Source organism: Lapidilactobacillus luobeiensis (assembly GCF_024345205.1).
Taxonomy (GTDB): domain Bacteria; phylum Bacillota; class Bacilli; order Lactobacillales; family Lactobacillaceae; genus Lapidilactobacillus; species Lapidilactobacillus luobeiensis.
On sequence record NZ_BROC01000019.1, the window covers coordinates 1 to 20,872 of the forward strand.

The window sequence follows — 20,872 nt, forward strand, 5'->3', positions numbered from 1 at the left end:
AAGCAGAAGAATGAGAAAGCCTGTACGACACAACTGTTCATCGAAGGTGATGCGTTTCAAGTGAAAATCAAACACGGCCTGCGGGTCATGGTACATCGACTTCAAGTCAGTGAAGGGGTTATTTTGAACGGGAAACGACACATTTTAAAGCAACGATACATCATTAGTGGGCTGAATCGCCGGTTGGTTTTCGAACAGATGTCAGAGTATTTAGACAGTCATTACGACTGCAAGAACACACAAATTATTACGGGAAGTGATAATGGGAGTGGTTATGAGCCAAGTGCTTTTCAAGTGTTCTCACCGACTAAAGAACAACATGTTCACGTGCTTGATGCCTACCACTTGAATCGCAAACTCAAAGAACGTTTCAGTTTGATGCCAACGCCACTAAAGAAGCGACTTAGACAAGCGGTGTTCGCAGCGGATAAGCCACAGGTGAAGATGATCCTAGATACCGCCGAATCAATCGCAACAAACGGAGATTATCGCGACGACGTCGCGGATAATATCAAACGCTTGCGAGATTATTTGAATCGTAACTGGGATAGCATCAAGCCATTTGCAGTCGTTCAGTGGCGGCATAGCGGTCTTGGTAGTTGTGAGAGCAACCATCGCGCGTATACGTATCGTTTAAAGAAACAAGGACGTAGCTGGAGCATTACTGGCCTTAAGGCCATGCTTATGATAATCGATGCCGAGCAAAATGGTGAGTTGGAGCGTTCGCTACGCCAAACAACCATGTTTAATGCGCCCCAGAGGCTAACAGATAATGGGCAAATCGTGATTGCGCCGAACTTCAAACTACGGTCACTGTTTGCGGTAGGAAAGCATAACGACCACGTCGGGGCAAAATCCGGTGTGATCAACGCGCAAGGAGTCACTGGAACATCATTTGGTCGCTTCGCACGGGCGCTGAACGACCTAAACTAAACTAACAATGAGTAGCTCAAATAAAGAGAACCGAGAAAAACTTGACACATACGTGCCGGGCGCTTTACTTTTCGGCCATTTTGGTTTATATTATTCCTACAAGTTAAGCGATAAAGTAGTCAAAGTGCTTTATCTACGCGGCGGGACTGATCGGCGCGTAGATTTTAGGCACTTTTTTTATGGTCAAAAATCAAGAAAGAGGTTTTAACATGGCAACGGTCACGGAATATGATACGATCACGGCGATTTCGACGCCGCCTGGTGAAGGGGCGATCTCGATCGTGCGTTTGTCTGGGGAGCAAGCGGTCGCGCTGGCGAATCGGGTCTTTCGCGGGGCGGATCTGACCCAAGTGGCCAGTCACACCTTGCATTATGGGCACATTATCGACCCAGCGGCTCACGAGGAACTGGATGAGGTGATGGTCGCGGTAATGCGGGCGCCCAAGACATTCACTCGCGAAGATGTGGTCGAGATCAATTGCCATGGGGGCATCGTTTCGACTAATCGGATCTTACAACTGTTGTTGGCTGTAGGCGCGCGGATGGCCGAGCCCGGCGAATTCACCAAGCGAGCTTTCCTTAATGGGCGGATCGATTTGACTCAGGCGGAGTCGGTGATGGATCTGATCCGGGCCAAGACGGACGCGGCGATGAAAGTGGCGTTGAACCAGCTGGATGGCAATCTGGAGCACTTGATCAAGAATTTGCGTCAGGAGATCTTGCAAGTGTTGGCCCAAGTCGAGGTCAATATCGACTATCCGGAATACGACGAAGAACAACTGACCGCGCAAATGTTGCGGGAGAAGGCCGGGACCGTTCAACAAGAGATCAGCCAATTGCTGGCCACCGCTGGTCAAGGCAAAATTTTGCGTGAAGGCTTGGCGACGGCGATCATTGGTCGGCCCAACGTGGGCAAGTCCTCGTTGCTAAATTACTTGTTACATGAGGACAAGGCGATCGTCACAGATGTGGCTGGAACGACCCGCGATGTGTTGGAGGAATATGTCAATGTCCAAGGGGTGCCGCTGAAATTGATCGACACCGCCGGGATCCATGACACCGAAGACAAAGTCGAGAAGATCGGCGTGGCCCGCAGCAAGAAAGCCTTGGCCAGCGCGGACCTGATCATCTTGGTCTTGAATGGCAGTGAGCCTTTAACGGCGGCGGATCGGGAATTATTACAACTGACCAGCCAACAGAAGCGGATCATCGTCTTGAACAAGGCGGATCTGCAAGCGGTCACCACACAAACCGAATTGACCGCGCTAGGCGTGACCAGCGCGCCTTTGGTGGTTTCGGTCAAGGATCAAGCCGGCTTGGATCAGCTGGAAACCACGATCAAAACCATGTTTTTCGGCGGGATCGAGAATCAACAAAAGGATATCCTGGTCTCCAATAATCGCCAGATCGGCTTGTTGCGTCAGGCGCAACAGGCGTTACATGATGTTTTGGCTGGCTTAGATTCGGGCTTGCCCGTTGATCTGGTCCAGATCGACATGACCAATTGCTGGGACAAATTGGGCGAGATCACCGGCGAAAGCGCGCCGGACGAATTGATCACCCAGCTGTTCAGCCAGTTTTGTTTAGGAAAGTAGGAAGTCAACATGGAAGTCAAGCAGTATAGTTCCAAAGAATATGACGTGATCGTGGTCGGCGCTGGCCATGCCGGCTGTGAAGCCGCGTTAGCCGCCGCCCGCATGGGGCAGAAAACCTTGTTGTTGACGATCAATCTGGATATGGTCGCTTTCATGCCGTGCAATCCTTCACTAGGCGGCCCCGCCAAAGGCACCGTGGTTCGCGAGATCGACGCGCTAGGCGGACAAATGGGGCAAAATATCGACGCCACTTATATTCAAATGCGGATGTTGAATACAGGAAAAGGTCCAGCGGTGCGGGCTTTACGCGCCCAAGCAGACAAGGCTGATTATCACGCCGTTATGAAAGACACCTTGGAGAATGAACCGAATCTAACGTTGCGCCAAGGCCTGGTCAATGATCTGATCGTGACCGACGGGGTTTGTCGCGGCGTGATCACGGCGACCGGCGCTTGTTACGAAGCGAAAAGTGTGGTTTTGACCGCGGGCACCTCCTCTCGGGGTAAGATCATTATCGGCGAATTGACCTACTCTTCTGGGCCCAACAATTCGCTGCCCTCGATCAAGTTGTCCGAAAGTTTGGAGCACTTAGGCTTCAAATTACGCCGTTTCAAAACTGGTACGCCACCGCGGGTCGATGGTAATACGATCGACTACGACCAGACCATTGAGCAACCTGGTGACCAGCAACCTAACCACTTCTCTTATTTGACGCCGGATTCAGCCTACGTCAAGGATCAATTATCTTGCTGGATGACTTATACCAATGGCACCACGCATCAGATCATTCGCGATAACTTGGACCGCGCGCCAATGTTCTCCGGGATCATTGAAGGGGTCGGCCCTCGTTATTGTCCATCGATCGAGGATAAGATCGTTCGCTTCGCGGATAAACCGCGGCACCAATTATTTTTGGAGCCAGAAGGTCGGCACACAGAAGAATATTATGTGGGTGATTTCTCCACCTCGATGCCGGAGGAGATCCAGCTGAAGATGTTGCATTCTGTCGCTGGTCTGGAGCACGCCGAGTTGATGCGGCCCGGTTACGCCATTGAATATGACGTGATCGAGCCGTGGCAATTGACCCATACACTGGAAACGAAAGTCGTGAAGAACCTCTTCACCGCCGGCCAAATGAACGGAACTTCAGGCTACGAAGAGGCTGGCGGCCAGGGCTTGATCGCCGGGATCAACGCCGCGTTACGAGCGGCAGGCCGCCCCGCTGACTTCACCTTAGGCCGAGACGAAGCCTATATCGGCGTGATGATCGACGATTTGGTCACCAAAGGCACCAACGAACCCTATCGGCTCTTGACCAGCCGCGCCGAATACCGGTTGATTCTGCGCCACGACAACGCTGACCTGCGCCTAACGGAAAAAGGCCATGAGCTAGGCTTGATCTCCGCTGACCGTTATCAAGCCTTCCGCGTTAAGCAAGCCGCGATCACCACAGAACTCCAGCGTCTCGCCAATGTCCGCATCAAACCCGGTCAGGCCGGGGTCCAAGAACTATTAGCGGCCAAGGGAATGGCGCCGTTGAAAGATGGTCTTTTGGCCAGCGAATTCTTGAAACGCCCCCAGATCAGCTATCAAGACGTGGCGGCCTTGATCGGTCCCGGCGCGCCAGCCGTTGATCGATACGTGCAAGAACAAGTTGAGATCCAGTTGAAGTACGCTGGCTACATCCACAAAGAAGAACAAAAAATCGCCCGCCTACGTCGTCTGGAAGCGAAAAAAATCCCCGAGCGCTTGGATTACGCGGCGATCAATGGCCTGGCCACCGAAGCACGTCAGAAATTGACCAAGATCCAACCGGAAACCTTGGCCCAAGCGTCCCGGATCAGTGGCGTCAATCCCGCCGACTTGGCGATCCTCAGCGTCTACATTGAGCAAGGCCGGATCGCGAAAGTCGCCAAATAGCGCCCCGATCGTTGCATTGGCGTGACCCAACCAGTTTCAGCGTCTACTTGGTAAGGCACAATTCAGCAACTGACCAGAATGGGTGTTGATGCGTCTGCACTCAGGCCCATTAGAAAAGGACCACAACTAGAAATCTTCATGATTTCCCGTCGTGGTCCTTTTTTTATAAGGGTGATTCAGCAAGCTTGTTGGTCGCGTGACTTGGGCGATCGCTGCCGCAATTGCTTGGTCAACTGATTATTCATTAGGTTCGTGGGCAGAGGGCGTCGCTGACGTGATACTGTTCTCCAAGTCTTCGTATTTGACCCGTAGTGTGTACAGTTTGATCACGGCAATCGTATCAGAAACGACAAAAAGGTCATAGAAGAAGACGTCTGACCAAGTGCCAACGGGATCAATAATGGATAACACCACAATAATCACCGTCATCACGGGCAGAACGTGCCGAATTCGCGTCAATTTTTTCCGCGTCGTCAAGTTTTTCCAAAAGATTTTCATTGTTGACACTCCTTTTTTGATAAATAATGATCAATCATTAGATTCATTATATCACTAAAAAAAATCATAACAATGTAAAAAAATCGAAGCATGAAATATTGCAGAACTGGAGCAGTATCATGAAATGACGGCTCATAATTGTCATGACGCGACCATCAGCGAGAGTTCCTTTACCGTTGAAAGCAGTGGAGAAATCGTTGGGTCATGCTGCTTGAAAATTCCCGTGAATAAGTCAGACGGCAAGATTGTTTTTCCAACCAGAAGCGGTATACTGCACCTAGAATGCTCGGCACACCGAGTAAGTAGGGGGTAAATTGTCATGATATTTAAAATTTTTGGCCATCGCGGTTATCCAGCGCGTTTTCCAGAAAATAGTTTGGCGGGTTTCCGCTACGCCGCCGCGCATCACTTCGCCGGCGTGGAGACCGATGTTCAGTTCAGCCGCGACGGCGCGTTGATCGTGATGCATGACGAATGCTTGGATCGGACTACCAATGGCCATGGTCAGATCCATGATTATACTTTGGCCCAATTACGTCAATTTCATTTGGCTAATGGGGAGCCAGTACCTACGCTGACCGAAGTTTTGACGATTTTCGCCGGTAGCCAAGTCGCCTTGAACATTGAATTCAAAACGGGAAATCTCCGCTATCCCGGCATTGAAGCGGCGACCCAAGCCGCTGTGATCGCTCATGATTGTGCGGCGCAAACACTGTATAGTTCCTTCAACCCTGACAGCATTGTAACGATCGCTAAAATCGCGCCTCAACAAGAGCGCGCGTTATTAGTGGAAGGAAACGCGATCCCAGCGTGGGGACAAGTCGGTCAGCTGGTGACGGCGCTACACAGCGACACTTATTTTCCAGATTTAGCGGTACCACAACGTTTGTGGACGATCAACGACCCGTTAAAAATGCAACATTTGGCTAGCCAACCTGGGGTGATCGGGGTGATCACGGATCGTTATGAGCAGGCCAGCGAGTTGGTGCCGCAAGCGCGGACGATGGTTGCTACATCGTAAATCTACGTTTGATTGCAGATGTGGGTGTGGTGTGGTTGGTGGTGACGCAACCACCTCAGGACGTCTGTCGTGGCTGGAAACGTGCTCCGCGCAACTGACTTCTGTGCTTAGCTACGCAATGGCTTCGGAAGCGAAGCTCGCTTCCAAAGCCGTTGCTAGGCTAATGCTCAAAGTCAACCCGTTGCGCTGCGCACTCTGTTTCGAACGCGGTGGGCACTGTTTTGAGCCAATCCGCAAAAAGCGCGGCTTGTCTCAAAATCAGGCCTTTTTCTAAGTATCTGCTCCGCAGCTACAAAGAAAAATTTCACCGCTGAAACGTGTTCGCCGACCTAGCTTCTTCCGCTTAGCTACGCAAGGATTCTGGAAGCAAAGTTCAGCTTCCAAAATCCTTGCTAGGCTAATGCTCAGAAGCAATGCAGGTCGGCTTTCACTCTGAATAGAGCCACACGTTCTGAGGCGGTTGCTAGGCAGAATTGAGCCTATCTGCAATCGAAGTTAGGTATCTGACGAAGTGCTTTTGCAAGGGTGGCGGTCAAAACGATCGCCACCTTTTTTGTGGGGCGGCAACACTAACGGAATTGGATTAGTTGGTTGGGCCACTTTGCGAAGGGTGACCGGTTTTACCTGCTTTCTTAAGATAATCTTTTGGTGAAGGCCAACTGATTTAGCTGACTTGTCCAGTACTCATCTTGGTTTATCCGGCAAACTATTCTGGTGTCGCCAATTTAAAGCTGATGACCACTAAGCACGTCCGTCATTTGCGGGGCCCCCCATCAATTGACCATAGCCTGCCAGTTGGCGTGAGTGCTCAAACGACTGTTATAACGTTGAGCGCAAGCTGCGGGCAAGCTACTTTTGCTAGGTTAACGTGCAAAGTCAACCTGCTGTTTATGACAACATTACATATAAATGGCATGAAAGTAAAAAAGTTCTCATTTTGCGTTGACGCAAGCCTAATAAAGTTCTAAGATAATGAATAAAGAAATGCACAGCTTACGTCCGATTCTAATTATTTATGATTCGCATCCTTGATCACCAGTTCGATTTTTTTAACTATCCTAATCTTTTAGTTGGTTTTAAAAACGACCGATTCAGTTAAGTCTGCTGGGTAGATAGGCATGAGCTGCTGGGAGTTCTGAACGTTAAGAAACTAGAGGATCCAGATCGAGGAGGAGAGAAAATGGCTGATGTTTTGGCTTTACAGGCCTTACAAGCTGACGCTGACGATATCACTGACGATCCCGCGCTCATTGAGATCGTGGATCGTGTTCTTGGTGTTGGCGACTGATCGGTTCCATATCTATAAGAAGCTAATTCTCTGAGTTGGCTTCTTTTTTTTAGAAGGGGAAGAGAATGATTCAGGATAATGTGAAATTGCGCCGCGAAAATTTGCTATCTGCCAATTCCGCTCTCATTGCTTCGGAGTTCGATGTTAATTTGGAATCGGAATATCAGCCGACTTCCGACTATTTGGCTGTCGTTAAGGATGGTCAGATCGTCAAGAATGGGATCTATTACGAGGTGGTCTACCAGACGGAGGATCTTCCGGAGCAAGGTTGGAAGATTCACGTTGCGGCAATTCCGGGAAACGCCAAGAGAACGTTGGAAATTTGTTCAGAAATTTGTTCGCGGGACAAGATCAATTATAAGTTTGTTTGTGACCCGCAGCTCTTTATCCTGCAAAACAGCAAAAACTGGCCGCGGCATGAATCCGGTAAGTTTATCACGATTTATCCCAAGTCGACCGAACAGTTCAAGCGGGTCTTACGCGAGCTCTATCCAATCATGAAATCATTCAAAGGACCGTATATCTTATCGGATCGGCGCTATCGAAAAAATTGTCGCGTCTTATATTATCGCTATGGGGGCTTCAAACACCGCACCATGCTTGACGCGTCAGGAAAATTACAACCAGCCATCCTTGATCCGAACGGCAAGAAAGTCATTGATGTTCGCCGCGCGTATTATTATCAGCCGAACTGGGTCAAAGATCCTTTCACCCACAGGAACGAACGCAAAGATGTCCCCGATGAAGAAATTACCCTGCATCATGGCCGGTATACCATCAAAAAGGTACTCCACTACACCAACTCAGGTGGTCTTTATGTCGCCGCTGATAATTTCGCCGCGCGAACCGTCATCCTCAAGGAAGCGCGGCCCGCTACCCAGATGAATACCGCGAATGATGAAGACGCCGTTTCGATCCGCCAGCGAGAATGGCAGTTGCTCAAGCGCCTGGACAAACAGAAAAATCTTAACATTCCCATGCCGATCGAGCTGTTCAAGCAATGGGAAAACTATTTTCTGGTGGAGGGTCTGATCGAAGGACAAGATCTACAATCTTTTATCACCGAAAATAACCCCCTGACCTTTTCAGGATCGTATTCAAATACAACAGCACGGCTTGAACAATTGAAACGATACCTGCAACAGATCAAGCAGATCGCCATAAATTTGCTTACCGCGTTGGCGGTCATGCATCACAATAAGGTTTATCTGGGTGAACTTTCGACCGCAGATCTGATGATCGATGACAAGTTTGAGCTCTATTTACTAGATCTTAAAGACGGTGGATACCTTGATCAGCCTAGCGGTGTTAGCAATAGCACCCCAGAATTTGGTGGGCAAGCAGAAAAAAGTGATCAAGCGCGGGTGGATCATGACTATTTTGTTGTCGGCGCGGTGCTGGTCAATTCCTTACTACCGATCAATGATGGCCTTTCGATCGATCGGGGGATCGTCAAGAAATTCATGGCCGCCCTTCAGCGTGATTATCAGCTGCCAGCGAGTTTCATGGCAGTCATTGAATCGTTGCTGGATCATCCCGAAAAGGTGAATTTGCCAGAACTAACCGCGCAACTAAGTCAGACGAGTTTTGCTGATGTGCAGTTCCATGATCATGAGTTACAGCCGCAAGCCGCGGCAGTTGCACTTGAGCTCAAGCAAATGAACGCTTATCTGGGCAAGCACGTTGATTATCAGACGCTGGCGGTCTTGATTCCTGGCGATTGTCAGCGGCACAATTCGTTAAATGTCGCCAACGGCCTAGCCGGTCTGGTCCATTATCAGACGAAGAACGGCTTGGTGCGCGATGATCGGGCGGTCACCACACTTGGGCAGAATGCGGATCAGGTCACGGAAGTTGGTCTCTATGATGGGCTGGCGGGAATCGCCTGGGTCTTGCTTGAATGCGGGCAGACGGCTGATAGTATTCAGGTGCTCGAGCGAGTCAGTGCGACACTCAAGCGTAAAACCAATGATTTCAGCCTAAGATCTGGCCTGGCGGGGATCGGCTTGACCTATCTGTATTTCTACACCCAAACCAAGCAGGAACAATACTTGCAGTATGCCGGCGAGGTCAAAGATAAATTACTTGCGGCAATGAGCATGACCGTGGAAACTGTTTTCTGGCGCGATGGTCAGGATCAGATTCCTTGCGGTTTAGCGGCAGGCGGAAGTGGCATCGCCCTGTTTCTATTGAAGCTGGCGGATCTGACTGACGATGCTTTCTTATTAGCGATCGCTGAAAAGGCGCTCAATTTCGAATTGACCAAGGTGATCAGCACGGATCAGGCCGTCGTGTTGCGGCGAAGCGCAACCGCGAAGACCGGCGCATCCGACTTGTTCTCCGGCACGGCGGGATTGGTCGCCGTGTTGCTTCGTTTTTATCAAGTTGAGCAGACTAAACAGAGTACGCATGCTACACAGACCAAGCAGGGTACACAGACCAAACAGAATATACGGACCACGCGAGTTGCGCAAGTCACGCGAATTACGCAGGCCACGCAGGTCGCGAATAAGCAGAAACTTGCTGATTTGCTGGATTTCCTAGCTGACGATCTGGCGCGAAAGTACCTCGTGACCGTGGGGTATGGCGCCGGCGCGGCGGGCATTGGAATGGTGCTACTCGACGCTTATCAGATCATCGGGGATGACAAGTATCTGCGCGCGGCCTGGCGAATCTATCAGGGTTTGCAGCGCTTTAAGATCCAGAAGGAGGATGGGATCGCCTATCCGGGCAGGTCGCTCTTACAGATCAGCAATGATTTTCTAACGGGGGAACTGGGCGTCGCGGCTTTTTACCAGCGGCTGGTCAAAAATACAGGTCATGATTTCTTCTTAGATGATCTTGCGCAGGAGGCTAAGGGTCATGAATGACTTCTATCATAACGGGAAATTGTTGCTGGGAATTACCGCTGGCGCCTACGCGTTGCAGGCGGCCGCAACGATTCACGCTATCCAAGAAAATATTTGTCAGAATATTAAGCTGATCACTACGCCGAAAAGTGAGCATTTTTTTGATAAAAAAGCGTTGCTGGCGCTGGTCGAGTTGGCGGACGATCAGGAGTTAGAACAGGATCTTGATCCCGTGGACCTAACAAAATGGGCCGATCTAATGGTGATTATTCCGGCATCGGCGAACACCATCACCAAGGCCGCCAACGCGATCACGGATAACGCGTTGCTCGCCAGCATCGCTACCGCGAAATGTCCGCTGATTTTCTATCCGGAGATGGCGATCACGCTGTGGGAGCAGCGACCACTTCAGGCGAATATTAGAAAACTTCAAGAACGCGGCGTCTATTTCTCCTACGCGATCGATAAACAGGTGACGTTGGCCAATCGAACCGTCACTGAGCCAAGTGTCCATCCGGACCTCACGACATTAAAAACCGACATCAACAGTGTGCTAAGAAAGAGGACAGAACAATGAATGGTAAGCATCTTCTGAAAATATTACCCAAACCGCTGATTTTATTAATCTTGGTAGTCATGATCATTTCGTCCTTTGACGGCGTGGTTCTGGCTGCCATTGTTTCCAACGTCTCCAATTTCACCAAGAATACCAAAACGACCAGCGCGCTGGCTTACATCGGGGTCAGCATGTTGGCCATGTTAACGGTTTACGGCGCGATGGTAGGCCGGAAATTGCTGGAAAACAAAGCCATTAAAATCATGAATATCGATTTGAAAGAGAATTATATTTACTCGCAGTTGCATGATGCGACGACCACTGGCGATGCCGCGAAGAAAGTCTCGAAGATTTTCAACGATTTCAAATTGGTGGAAACCAACTATTTCTCATTGATCTTCGAATCACTGGCGTACCTGCTCACCGCGGTCGTTTCCGCTGTTTATATTCTGTACTTGAATATTCCCATTGGCCTGCTGTTTATTGTGTTCTCATTACTACCAACGATCGTGCCTAAATTGGTCGGCAAAGGCCTGATGGATAGCGCGCAGATCTGGCAGAATGATAGCGCCTATTTCCTGACCAAGGTCAATGATTTATTCAGCGGCCTGAAGACGATCAAGATCTACTCCGCTGAGAAGAACACTTTTACAGATACCTTGCACTATTTGGATCGCTCGGAAACGTCCTATAAGAAAATGAACGACCGTCAATGCTGGGCGACATTGTTGACAGCCACACTCTCGGTCATTAGTTTCTTAGTACCCCTGGGCGTGGGATTACTGTTTATTACTTCCGGCGCCATCGAGGCCAGCGTCGTCATTGGTATTTTCTTAGCCAGCGATCGGGTGGTCGGACCTTTACGCGGGCTGATCCAGAATCTGAATACCATGAAAACAACGCAAGAAATTCGGGCGACTTTCAAGGAAGAAACCCTTGATTTCGACGAAGCTAGCGCGAAAGCAGACGCTTCACTGCAACCGCTGATCACCTTCGACAAGGTCACTTTCGCCTATCCCAAAGCCGGGGTCATTCTCCAAAACGCCTCCTTTGAGATCCCCTATCTAGATAAGATCCTGCTAACAGGCCCGTCTGGCGCGGGGAAAACAACGATCCTCAATCTGATCCAAGGCTTGCTCAAGCCTACCAGCGGCGCGATCAAAATCACGGCCGCCGGCGACAAGGTCAAGGCCAACGAAGTCATGGCCTATATTCAGCAAGCACCTTTTCTCTTCAATGACACCCTCAAATTCAATTTGACTTTCGGACGCGAATTTACCGATCACGACTGTAAAGAGGTCTTGCAACAAGTTGGCTTAGTTGATGAACTGGGCGATGATTTATTGGAACAACGCTTTGGCGAAAACGGGGACAAATTATCAGGCGGCCAACGGCAACGAATCGAAATCGCCCGCGCCCTCCTTTACCAGAAGAAAATCATCTTGATCGATGAAGCCACCGCCAATCTCGACAACGAGATGTCCGCGAAAATCAATCAGATCCTTGGCGCCTTACCGTGTACAGTGATTGAAGTTGCCCATCATTTTGACGCCGACGCGATTAACGACCACCAAATCAAACATTATGCGTTAGCCCAGGGCAACTTCGCGCGAGTGAATTAACAATGGCGCAGGTGGGGACCAACCAGAATCGAACGAGGTGCATTTGCTAGGAAGGCGGTCAAAATGATCGCCCTTTTTTGTGGGACGGCAATACCAACGGAATTTGGGGTAATCAGTCAGACTATTTTAAGTCATGCACGAATACTGTCGGCGCTTCACGCAAAATCGTCCACGAATACTATTCGGTCGATTTATCCCGAACTTGCCTTGGTTCAGTAGGTCAATTATGCTGGTGTCACCAATTTAAAGCTGGTGACCACTAGCCATGACCGTCATTTGCGTGGCTCTCATCAATTGACCATAGCTTGCCAACTGGCGTGAGTACTCAAACGGCTGTTATAACGTTGAGCGGCTGGAGCGGAGCGTGGTATTGGTGTTCTGTTTGTTCGTCAGGCGGAAGGTCGGGCTGGGGGTGAGTCAGCCGCGATATTATTCTTGGCGGCTTTGCCGCTTAGAATAAGGCCGAGTTTTGAGATTTTCGGTGCACTTCCGAAAAGCTCAAAATCGTGCCCGCCGCGTTCCACCACCCCCAGCCCGACCTGGAGCCCCACCACGCTCGCCCACCACCAACGCCACGCGCAGCGCAAGCTGCGGCCAATCTACTTTTAGTATAGAAGCTCACATCGATTTAATTAGACAACGCCGTAGCGGGTCAGGCCGCAATTGCCCGGGCGCCTTGACCAATCACCGTTTTGGGTTTTAAATAGAATTGAGGTGTTGACGGTGCGAAAACTACGGGCGACTTTAGATACGACCCATGTAAGTTATATTTTTAAAGGATTATTGGTAGGACTGATTGCCGGTTTAGGGGTCAGTCTTTTTCGCTTATTGATCGAAGAATCGTTGCGAGGCTGGCGGTTCCTCTATGGCCGCGCCCACGGCAACGGTTGGTGGCTGGTGCTGATCGTGGCGCTACTGGTGTTGATCGGCGTGATCAACGTAGTTCTGATCAAGCAACAGCCCCACATTATGGGTTCAGGGATCCCCGAAGTCGAGGCGCAGTTGGAGGGAAGTTTACAACTTCACTGGTGGTCGATTTTGTGGCGGAAATTTGTCGGTGGAGTCTTGGCGATCGGCGCCGGCCTCTTTCTCGGGCGTGAAGGCCCCTCGATCCAGTTGGGTTCTTCGATCGGCGAGGGTTTCGCGACCTTGACCAAGGAAAAGGGTACCGACGCCCGCGTGTTGATCGCGGCGGGAGCGGCCAGTGGCTTATCGGCGGCGTTCAACGCCCCGATGGCCGGAACGATGTTCGTGTTGGAAGAGGTCTACCATAATTTCTCGCCGCTGGTTTGGATGACCGCCTTGTCCGGGGCAGTGGGCGCCAATTTCGTGTCCTCCAATTTCTTCGGCTTAACGCCGGTTTTGCATTTGGAGTACGCGGATAATTTCCCCTTAGCGTTATACTGGCACTTGATTTTATTGGGGATTTTCCTTGGGGTGATGGGCATCGTGTACCAGCGCATCCTGCTGTACATGCCCAAACTCTATGAAAAAATCGGCAAACTCCCGCGGTACGCTGACGGGATCGTGCCCTTATTACTGGTGACGATCGTTGGTTATTACTGGCCGCAAACACTAGGCGGCGGCAATGGTTTGATTTTGAGCTTGGCCCAGCAACAACCAGCAGCGTTAGTGGTTTTCGGCCTTTTTAGTCTGCGGTTTATTTTCTCGATGATTTCTTATGGTTCCGGCCTACCTGGGGGCATCTTCCTACCAATCCTGACTTTGGGCGCGCTCTTAGGCGATTTCTACGCGGTGATCATGGTCAACTTACACCTTTTGCCCAAAGAATTGATCCTAAACTTGGTGATCGTGGCCATGGCCGGTTATTTTGCCGGGATCGGGAAGGCACCCTTCACCGCGATTCTGTTGATCACCGAAATGGTTGGGAATTTGAGCCATTTGATGCCGCTGGCCGTGGTGTCCTTGACCGCTTATTTGGTCGTTGACCTGCTAGGTGGCGCGCCGATCTATGAATCCCTAGCGGCGAAAATGACGCTGGACCAGAAATTGGCCAAATTGACCGGGCGTAATGACCGCATCGAGATCCCAGTTTTTGAGGGCACCCGGTTCGTCGGCTTGCAGGTGCGCGATGTGGAATGGCCGACCAACACGCTGCTGATGTCGATCCACCGCGGTTCCCGGGAAGTGATCCCCAAGGGTGACACCGAGATCCTCGCCGGCGACACGCTGGTGATCTTGACCGACCACAACCAACGGGCCCAAGTCAAAAAGGAGATCATCGCCCTCAGCCAACAGCCTGACCGCGTGCGGATCTAGCAGGGGATGATTAAGATGATGAAATCTTACGAAAAAACTTTGTATGTGATTTTTAAGATAGCCACTCGATAAGGTTATGATTTAGATTGCGAACGTATTTCCGCAATAACTATAAATTTTTGGGTCCAACTACAGTCTTGGTGATGTGACTGTAGTTGGACCTTTTATATGCCTATTTTTACAATCCGGCCTAAGGGGGTATTCCAAAAAAGCATTAAGGGTTCAACGTTTCGAGTTGTTCTTGGAGAATAAAGGAAGATAGCAAATGTGTAAAGTAATAATGGTAGTGATTCATCGAAAAGCGATAAAAGTGATGAAATTACATATCAATTAAGAGGGAAATTATGCCGAATAATGATGGTATATTCTAATCCCTTTTCAGGTGGGGGCGTAGTTAGTGGATGAAAAACTTTGTAAAGGAATATTTTACAACTGAAATTTCGAGTATTGTGTTTTTTAATGGTCACTAAGTATTGGATATATAAAATTATTAGTAAATATCTGAAGAAGTTTTGCTTTTAACGAATTTTAACAATAATTAATATTTTTATTGAAAAAATATGTTAAAAGGTGTAAAATAACTTTTTGTAAGCGTTTCATATTGCTAAGGAGGCGATTCTTTGTGTTACCGTTTCAGCGCAAACAATTTATCGTACAGAAGACACAGAACGGCATTACCTATATTCCTGAACTTGCTGAAGAGCTTGATGTCTCTGAGGTTACTGTTCGTCGGGATTTAAAAGCACTTGAAGAAGATCATGTTGTGGAAGTACACCGTGGTGGGGCAGTGCAGTATTTAAATACAACAGAAGAAACAGCGATGGCACTTCGTGAGCAGATATACAGCGAAGAGAAGGTGAGAATTGGTAAATATGCTGCGTCATTTATTAAAAATGGTGATGTAGTTTTTATTGATTCTGGAACAACAACACAAACCATTTTTAATTATTTGAAAGATAAGTCTAATTTGGTGATTGTTACTAATGGCTATAAAAATCTAGAGATAGCAACTAATAGTGGATTAGAAAATATTGTGCTATTAGGTGGAGAGTATAAGCCACGGACGGGGTCATTCTTAGGAAGTATTACCGAAAATGATTTGGGTCAATTTTATTTTGATAAGTCCTTTATTGGCGCTAATGGTGTGGATGAAAATATTGGTATGACCAATGCTAATTTGATGGAAAGTTCATTGAAACAAAAAGCTATTGCGCGCTCAAGAAAAACATTTGCGCTGGTAGATCATTCGAAGTTTGGGATGAAGGCCAATTTCTTTTTTTCTAGCATTCAAGATGTAGAAATTTTATGTGATGGGTGTCCAGCTGAATACAAGAAATTCGATAACATTACAATCGTTTAATGAGTTGCGTGTTCAATAAATGGAGGATACAGAATGGAAAGATTTGATGTGGTGATTGTTGGCGGTGGAGTTTCTGGCAGTATTGCTGGAATTGCTGCGGCCCGTAATGGTAGTCGAGTATTAATTATAGAGAGTATGGGATTTCTTGGTGGTAGTTTGACTAATGCTGGTGTAAATCCAATGATGACGTTTCATGCTGGCGATAGACAGGTAATTCTTGGTATTACAAATGAAATTGTGCAGGAATTAGTAAAAATAGGAAAATCCCCCGGACATGTTAAAGATCCTGGAAACTTCACTGCTACATATACACCGTTTGATCCCGAAGCGATGAAGTACGTTTTAGAAAAGCTATTACGTGATGCTGGTGGTAAAGTTTTATTTCATGCACAGTTACAGGATGTGGTTGTTGAGCACGAAATAATTAAAAATATATCTGTTCTTACTAGGACGGGTACATCGGTACTAGCAGCGTCAGTATATATAGATGCTACGGGTGATGCAGAGCTTGCAACTCGGGCAGGATTAAAGACAAGGCTGGGTCGTGAGGGTGATGAGTTTACGCAGGCGATGACTTTAACGATGCGGATGGATAATGTTAACGTTGAAAAACTACGTAAGTATGTACTGACGCATCCTGATGAATTTTGGGTTGATAGTGATAAGTTTAAACGTGCAGAACGAATATCAGTTGCTGGATTCAAGAAAGAATGGGCTGCTGCTAAGGCAGCTGGTGAAATTTCAGCCGATAATGGTCGTGACTATTTACTGATGTTTGAAGCAAACAATCCGGGTGAATTTGTATTCAATTCAACGCGGATATCAGGCTACAATCCTATAGATCCTTGGAGTTTGAGTGATGCAGAATTTGTTGGTCGCCGGCAATGCTTAGAAATTGAACGCTTTGTGAAAAAAGTTGTTCCGGGATTTGAGAATGCTCACGTAATCGGAACAGGACCAAACATTGGTATTCGAAGTTCGCGGCAGATTGTTGGATTACACACAATAACTGGTTCTGAGCTTTTACATCAAATCGTTCCTGAAGATACAATTGCAATTTCAGGGTACCCAATTGATATCCATGATGAAAAAACATCTAATGTGAAAAAATTGCCGTATGGTGGTTTCTATGGTATTCCATATCGAGCTCTAGTGGGTAGAGAAGTGGCTAATTTAATCGTTACAGGGCGATGTATTTCAGCAACATTTCAAGCACAATCAGCAATTCGAACCACACCAACAGTTGGAGCAATCGGTGAGGCAGCAGGGTTAGCTGCAAGTATGGCGGCGATATCTTCAACTCCAGTTCAGAAGATTGATATTCAAGTATTACGCCAAAAACTTAAGGCGAATGGTGGATTTATTCAATAAATTACGGTTGCACAGCGGCCGAACTTATAGGAGGGCTTTATATTGGACACGCTACAATTATTTCAAATTATTGGTATCTTGGTCGTCTTTTTTGCTTTTGTTGGTCTAATGATGACAAAGAAACTTGCAACTATCTTAGCATTGCCTTTGATGGCAATACTTATGGCATTGATTGCGGGTATACCGCTCTATTCGAATAATCCAAAGGTATTTAATATTGCTACTAATATTCTTAGCGATGGTTCAGCTAAACTGGCAACTACCATCATTACAACATTCTTTGGTGCATGGTTTGGGTTTTTATTGAAAAAAACCGGTATTAGTGAAGGTATTATACGAAAAGCTGCAGAAATGGCTGGTGGGGATAAACCGGTTCGAATCGCGACCATATTCTTTTTAATCGGTATTGTTATCTTCTCTACTGGTGGTGGATTGGGTATGACGATCTTAGCCGGCACTATTATCATACCAATTCTGTTGACTGCCGGTATTTCCGCATTGACTGCTAGTATCGTACTGTTGGCTTCGCAAACAGTTGGTAGTTTCTTTTCAATGAGTGGTTGGTCAATGACAGCACAATTATATAAATTGCCAGTTAGCGTTATTTCCAAGTACACTATTATATTCACTATTCCTGCTATTATCTTATTTGAAGTTATGCTAATTTGGTTCATTAAACGTGATAAAACGATTCGTAAAGGTTGGACTATGCCCGATGCGGGTCCAGTACGTAAGGCTCCACAAGTTCGTACGATTGCATTGATTGCACCGATTCTTCCAGTAGTTATGGTCTTCGCATTCAAACTTGATATTATTTCTTCTATTTTACTAGCAGTGATTGCTACGATTTTACTCACTACTCCCAAGCATCCAGCTCAAGTGATGGTCTCGGCTCTGATAGAGGGTATCCAAAGTGTTGCCGGTGCGGCAGCGTTAATGGTCGGGATCGGAATGCTTTTAGCGGCCGTAACTGCACCTGCTGTATCTGCGATATTAACTCCATTGATTAAGGCGGTCTTACCAACTAGCCCAATAACTTATGTTTTATTCTTCTCAATTCTGAGCCCCTTAGCATTATACCGTGGACCACTAAACACATATGGATTGGGATCTGGAGTAGGTGTATTAATGGCTGCCTCAGGATTAAGCCCACTGGCAACAATGCTTGCGATGCGGAATCTTGGTAAGACCCAGGGCCTATGTGACCCGACAAACACATATAATGTTTGGGTTGCTGATTTTGCTGATGTTGATGTCAATGATATTACTAAAAAAACAATTGGATGGGCAACCTTAGTTGTTTTTGTTTCTCAAATTATGGCGGCCTTTATTGCCTTTTGATCCACCACAGGTGTAGGAACCTGTTTTAGTTAAGATATGTTGGAGGAAACACATAATGGCGACAAAAAAATATCGTATTGGAATCGACGTCGGCGGGACTTTTACAGATGCGGCGATGTTAGATAATGATAGTTTTGAAATTGTAGCAAAGCTTAAAATTCCGACAACACATTCACATCCGGATGGAGTTGCGTTTGGGATTGTTACGATTCTGAAACAAATTCTTGAAGAAACTCATGTACTTCCGCAAGATGTTGCGTTCATCGCACATGGAACGACTCAAGCAACTAATGCTCTACTTGAAGGTGACGTGGCAAAAGTCGGAGTAATTGGTATGGGGACAGGAATTGATGCGAAGAATGCCAATAAGAGTACCGATATTGGAAACATCGAATTAGCAAAAGGTAAGTACCTTTATTCTTATCATTGCTTCATTGATAGTAAAGATTTGTCAAACAAGGTGATTGATAAGGCAATTGATGAACTGTTAGCAAAAGGTGCAGAGGTGATCGTGGCATCAGAAGCTTATAGTGTGGATGATCCAACAAATGAAAAGCGTGTGATTGAACGTGCACTCAATAAGGGAGTATATGCTACTGGTGGATATGAAATCTCACAATTGTATGGACTACAGATGCGTACACGTACTGCAGTTGTCAATGCAAGTCTGATACCCAAAATGATGGAAACCGCCGATATGACAGAAAAAGCTGTCAAAGCGGCCGGCATTCAATCGCAGTTGATGATCATGCGAGCAGATGGCGGTGTTATGAGCATTGCTGAAGTGCGTAAGCGCCCAATCCTGACTATGCTTTCTGGCCTAGCTGCTGGCGTTGCAGGGGCGTTAATGTATGAAAAAATTACTGACGGTATTTTTTTTGAATCTGGTGGTACCAGCACGGATATTTCTGTTATCAAAGATGGCAAAGTAATGTTAAAGAATGCTGAGGTTGGCGGTAATAAGACTTATTTAAAGTCGTTAGACGTACGAACCCTGGGAATTGCCGGTGGGTCAATGGTGATGATGGATTCAAATAAACATGATGTTATCGATGTTGGTCCACGTTCTGCACATATAGCCGGAAAAGAATATGAGGCCTTTACCGATATTTCAAACCTTCGAGGAGGAAAAGTGGTCTATCTTGTACCGACTAAAGGTGATACGGTCGAGTATGCTGTAATTGAGAATCCTAAGGGAGAAAGTTACGCTTATACATTAAATGGTGCTGCCAATCTACTTGGTTACGTTCCGGAAAATGATTATGCGCACGGGAACATGGATTCAATTAAATATGCTTGGGGAGTGTTGGGTGAAGAAGTCGGTAAATCGGCCGAGGAAGTCGCAAGACAAGTGTTAAATATTGCTTTAGACAAGGTTCTGGTAATCGTCAAAGAATTAATTGATGACTATGGACTGGAATCAAATCTGATTACTTTAGTTGGTGGTGGCGGATCCGGCTCTGTCGTAGTTCCAGCTTTGGGTGAACGAGAAAAAATGCGGTCTCATGTTGCAAAGAATGCTCCTTTTATTTCGACGATTGGAGTAGGGATGGCGATGGTTAAAGAAACTATTGAGAAAAGCGTTATACATCCATCAAAAGAAGATATCAAACAAATCCGTTACGAAGCGATGGAGGCTATTGTCAAAGCAGGTGCTAATGAGGCGTCAGTTGATATATCGATCGAAGTTGATACTCAAAAAAATATTTTGCGGGCAGTTGCTACTGGATCAACGGAGCTACGTTCTAAAGATATGACGCAAAGAGAATTGCCGGACGAAAAAAAGAAAATAATTGCTGCGAAGGCTATTGCATTTGATATTAATGATACAAGTAAGATTGCAAATACCAAACGTTGGACGGTATTCCAAGGTAGTAAGATACGAAAATCACTGTTTGGTTTGATTAAGAAAAAAGACAGCGCACTTGCTGTAGTCGATCGTGAAGGAGTTGTGCGTCTAAAGAAGAATCGTGCTCACCTTCTGCAATGCTCGAAAAATCAGATTGATGAAAGTTTTCCTAGTTTCTTAGAAGATAACACCATTTATTCTGACGCTAATGCGACTATCCCTAATATGTATGTTTTTTTTAATGAGAAAATGCTTGATTTGACAGGGTTTCAAACAGAGGAACAGTTAGAAACGATGATGAATTCTGAACTTGAACTAGTTAAGTCAGAAGAACAATTAATTTTTGTTGCTTATCATTGAAAACGGAAAAAGATAATCTGATAGGAAGT

13 protein-coding genes are annotated in these 20,872 nt (G+C 47.1%); 12 read left to right on the top strand and 1 reads right to left on the bottom strand.

The features are described 5' to 3' along the window. The 3 genes from OCU21_RS07380 to mnmG form a co-directional block, all read left to right on the top strand. Positions 1–933 (top strand): ISLre2 family transposase (locus tag OCU21_RS07380; protein ID WP_261806798.1); only part of this gene is annotated, 933 nt, incomplete at its 5' end. 209 nt (positions 934–1,142) lie between these two features. Beyond that, positions 1,143–2,528 (top strand): tRNA uridine-5-carboxymethylaminomethyl(34) synthesis GTPase MnmE, encoded by a 1,386-nt coding sequence (mnmE, locus tag OCU21_RS07385; protein WP_261806799.1) that lies wholly within the window; start codon positions 1,143–1,145, stop codon positions 2,526–2,528. A gap of 9 nt (positions 2,529–2,537) precedes the next feature. Then, positions 2,538–4,448, top strand: coding sequence for a tRNA uridine-5-carboxymethylaminomethyl(34) synthesis enzyme MnmG (mnmG, locus tag OCU21_RS07390; RefSeq protein ID WP_261806800.1), 1,911 nt, complete (start codon positions 2,538–2,540; stop codon positions 4,446–4,448). A 237-nt stretch (positions 4,449–4,685) separates the two neighbouring features. Here the strand turns inward: mnmG and OCU21_RS07395 are convergent, their stop codons facing one another. Continuing rightward, positions 4,686–4,946, bottom strand: coding sequence for a hypothetical protein (locus tag OCU21_RS07395; RefSeq protein WP_261806801.1), 261 nt, complete (start codon positions 4,944–4,946; stop codon positions 4,686–4,688). Between the two features lie 319 nt (positions 4,947–5,265). Here OCU21_RS07395 and OCU21_RS07400 point away from each other — a divergent pair, with 319 nt between their 5' ends. The 9 genes from OCU21_RS07400 (at position 5,266) to OCU21_RS07440 (ending at position 20,843) form a co-directional block, all read left to right on the top strand. Beyond that, on the top strand, positions 5,266–5,967 hold the full coding sequence (locus OCU21_RS07400; RefSeq protein ID WP_261806802.1) for a glycerophosphodiester phosphodiesterase family protein: 702 nt from the start codon (positions 5,266–5,268) through the stop codon (positions 5,965–5,967). Between the two features lie 1,353 nt (positions 5,968–7,320). Then, the gene (locus OCU21_RS07405; protein ID WP_261806803.1) at positions 7,321–10,125 is read left to right on the top strand and encodes a class III lanthionine synthetase LanKC N-terminal domain-containing protein; all 2,805 of its coding nucleotides are present in this window, start codon (positions 7,321–7,323) and stop codon (positions 10,123–10,125) included. Then, a complete protein-coding gene (locus OCU21_RS07410; protein ID WP_261806804.1) occupies positions 10,118–10,681 on the top strand; it encodes a flavoprotein in 564 nt (187 codons plus the stop codon). The genes OCU21_RS07405 and OCU21_RS07410 overlap by 8 nt, the downstream gene beginning before the upstream one ends. Next, positions 10,678–12,282: an ATP-binding cassette domain-containing protein gene (locus tag OCU21_RS07415; protein WP_261806805.1), complete on the top strand. Its 1,605-nt coding sequence runs from the start codon at positions 10,678–10,680 to the stop codon at positions 12,280–12,282. Before OCU21_RS07410 ends, OCU21_RS07415 begins: the two co-directional genes overlap by 4 nt. A 714-nt stretch (positions 12,283–12,996) precedes the next feature. Beyond that, entirely contained in the window at positions 12,997–14,562 is a 1,566-nt protein-coding gene (locus OCU21_RS07420) for a ClC family H(+)/Cl(-) exchange transporter (RefSeq protein ID WP_373875476.1), read from the top strand. A 622-nt stretch (positions 14,563–15,184) separates the two neighbouring features. After that, complete coding sequence (locus tag OCU21_RS07425; protein ID WP_261806807.1) at positions 15,185–15,922, top strand: DeoR/GlpR family DNA-binding transcription regulator; 738 nt, start codon at positions 15,185–15,187, stop codon at positions 15,920–15,922. Between the two features lie 33 nt (positions 15,923–15,955). Next, entirely contained in the window at positions 15,956–17,293 is a 1,338-nt protein-coding gene (locus OCU21_RS07430; protein WP_261806808.1) for an FAD-dependent oxidoreductase, read from the top strand. A 42-nt stretch (positions 17,294–17,335) separates the two neighbouring features. Next, complete coding sequence (locus OCU21_RS07435; protein WP_261806809.1) at positions 17,336–18,634, top strand: citrate transporter; 1,299 nt, start codon at positions 17,336–17,338, stop codon at positions 18,632–18,634. A 55-nt stretch (positions 18,635–18,689) separates the two neighbouring features. Continuing rightward, the gene (locus OCU21_RS07440) at positions 18,690–20,843 is read left to right on the top strand and encodes a hydantoinase/oxoprolinase family protein (protein ID WP_261806810.1); all 2,154 of its coding nucleotides are present in this window, start codon (positions 18,690–18,692) and stop codon (positions 20,841–20,843) included. Positions 20,844–20,872 lie beyond the last annotated feature (29 nt).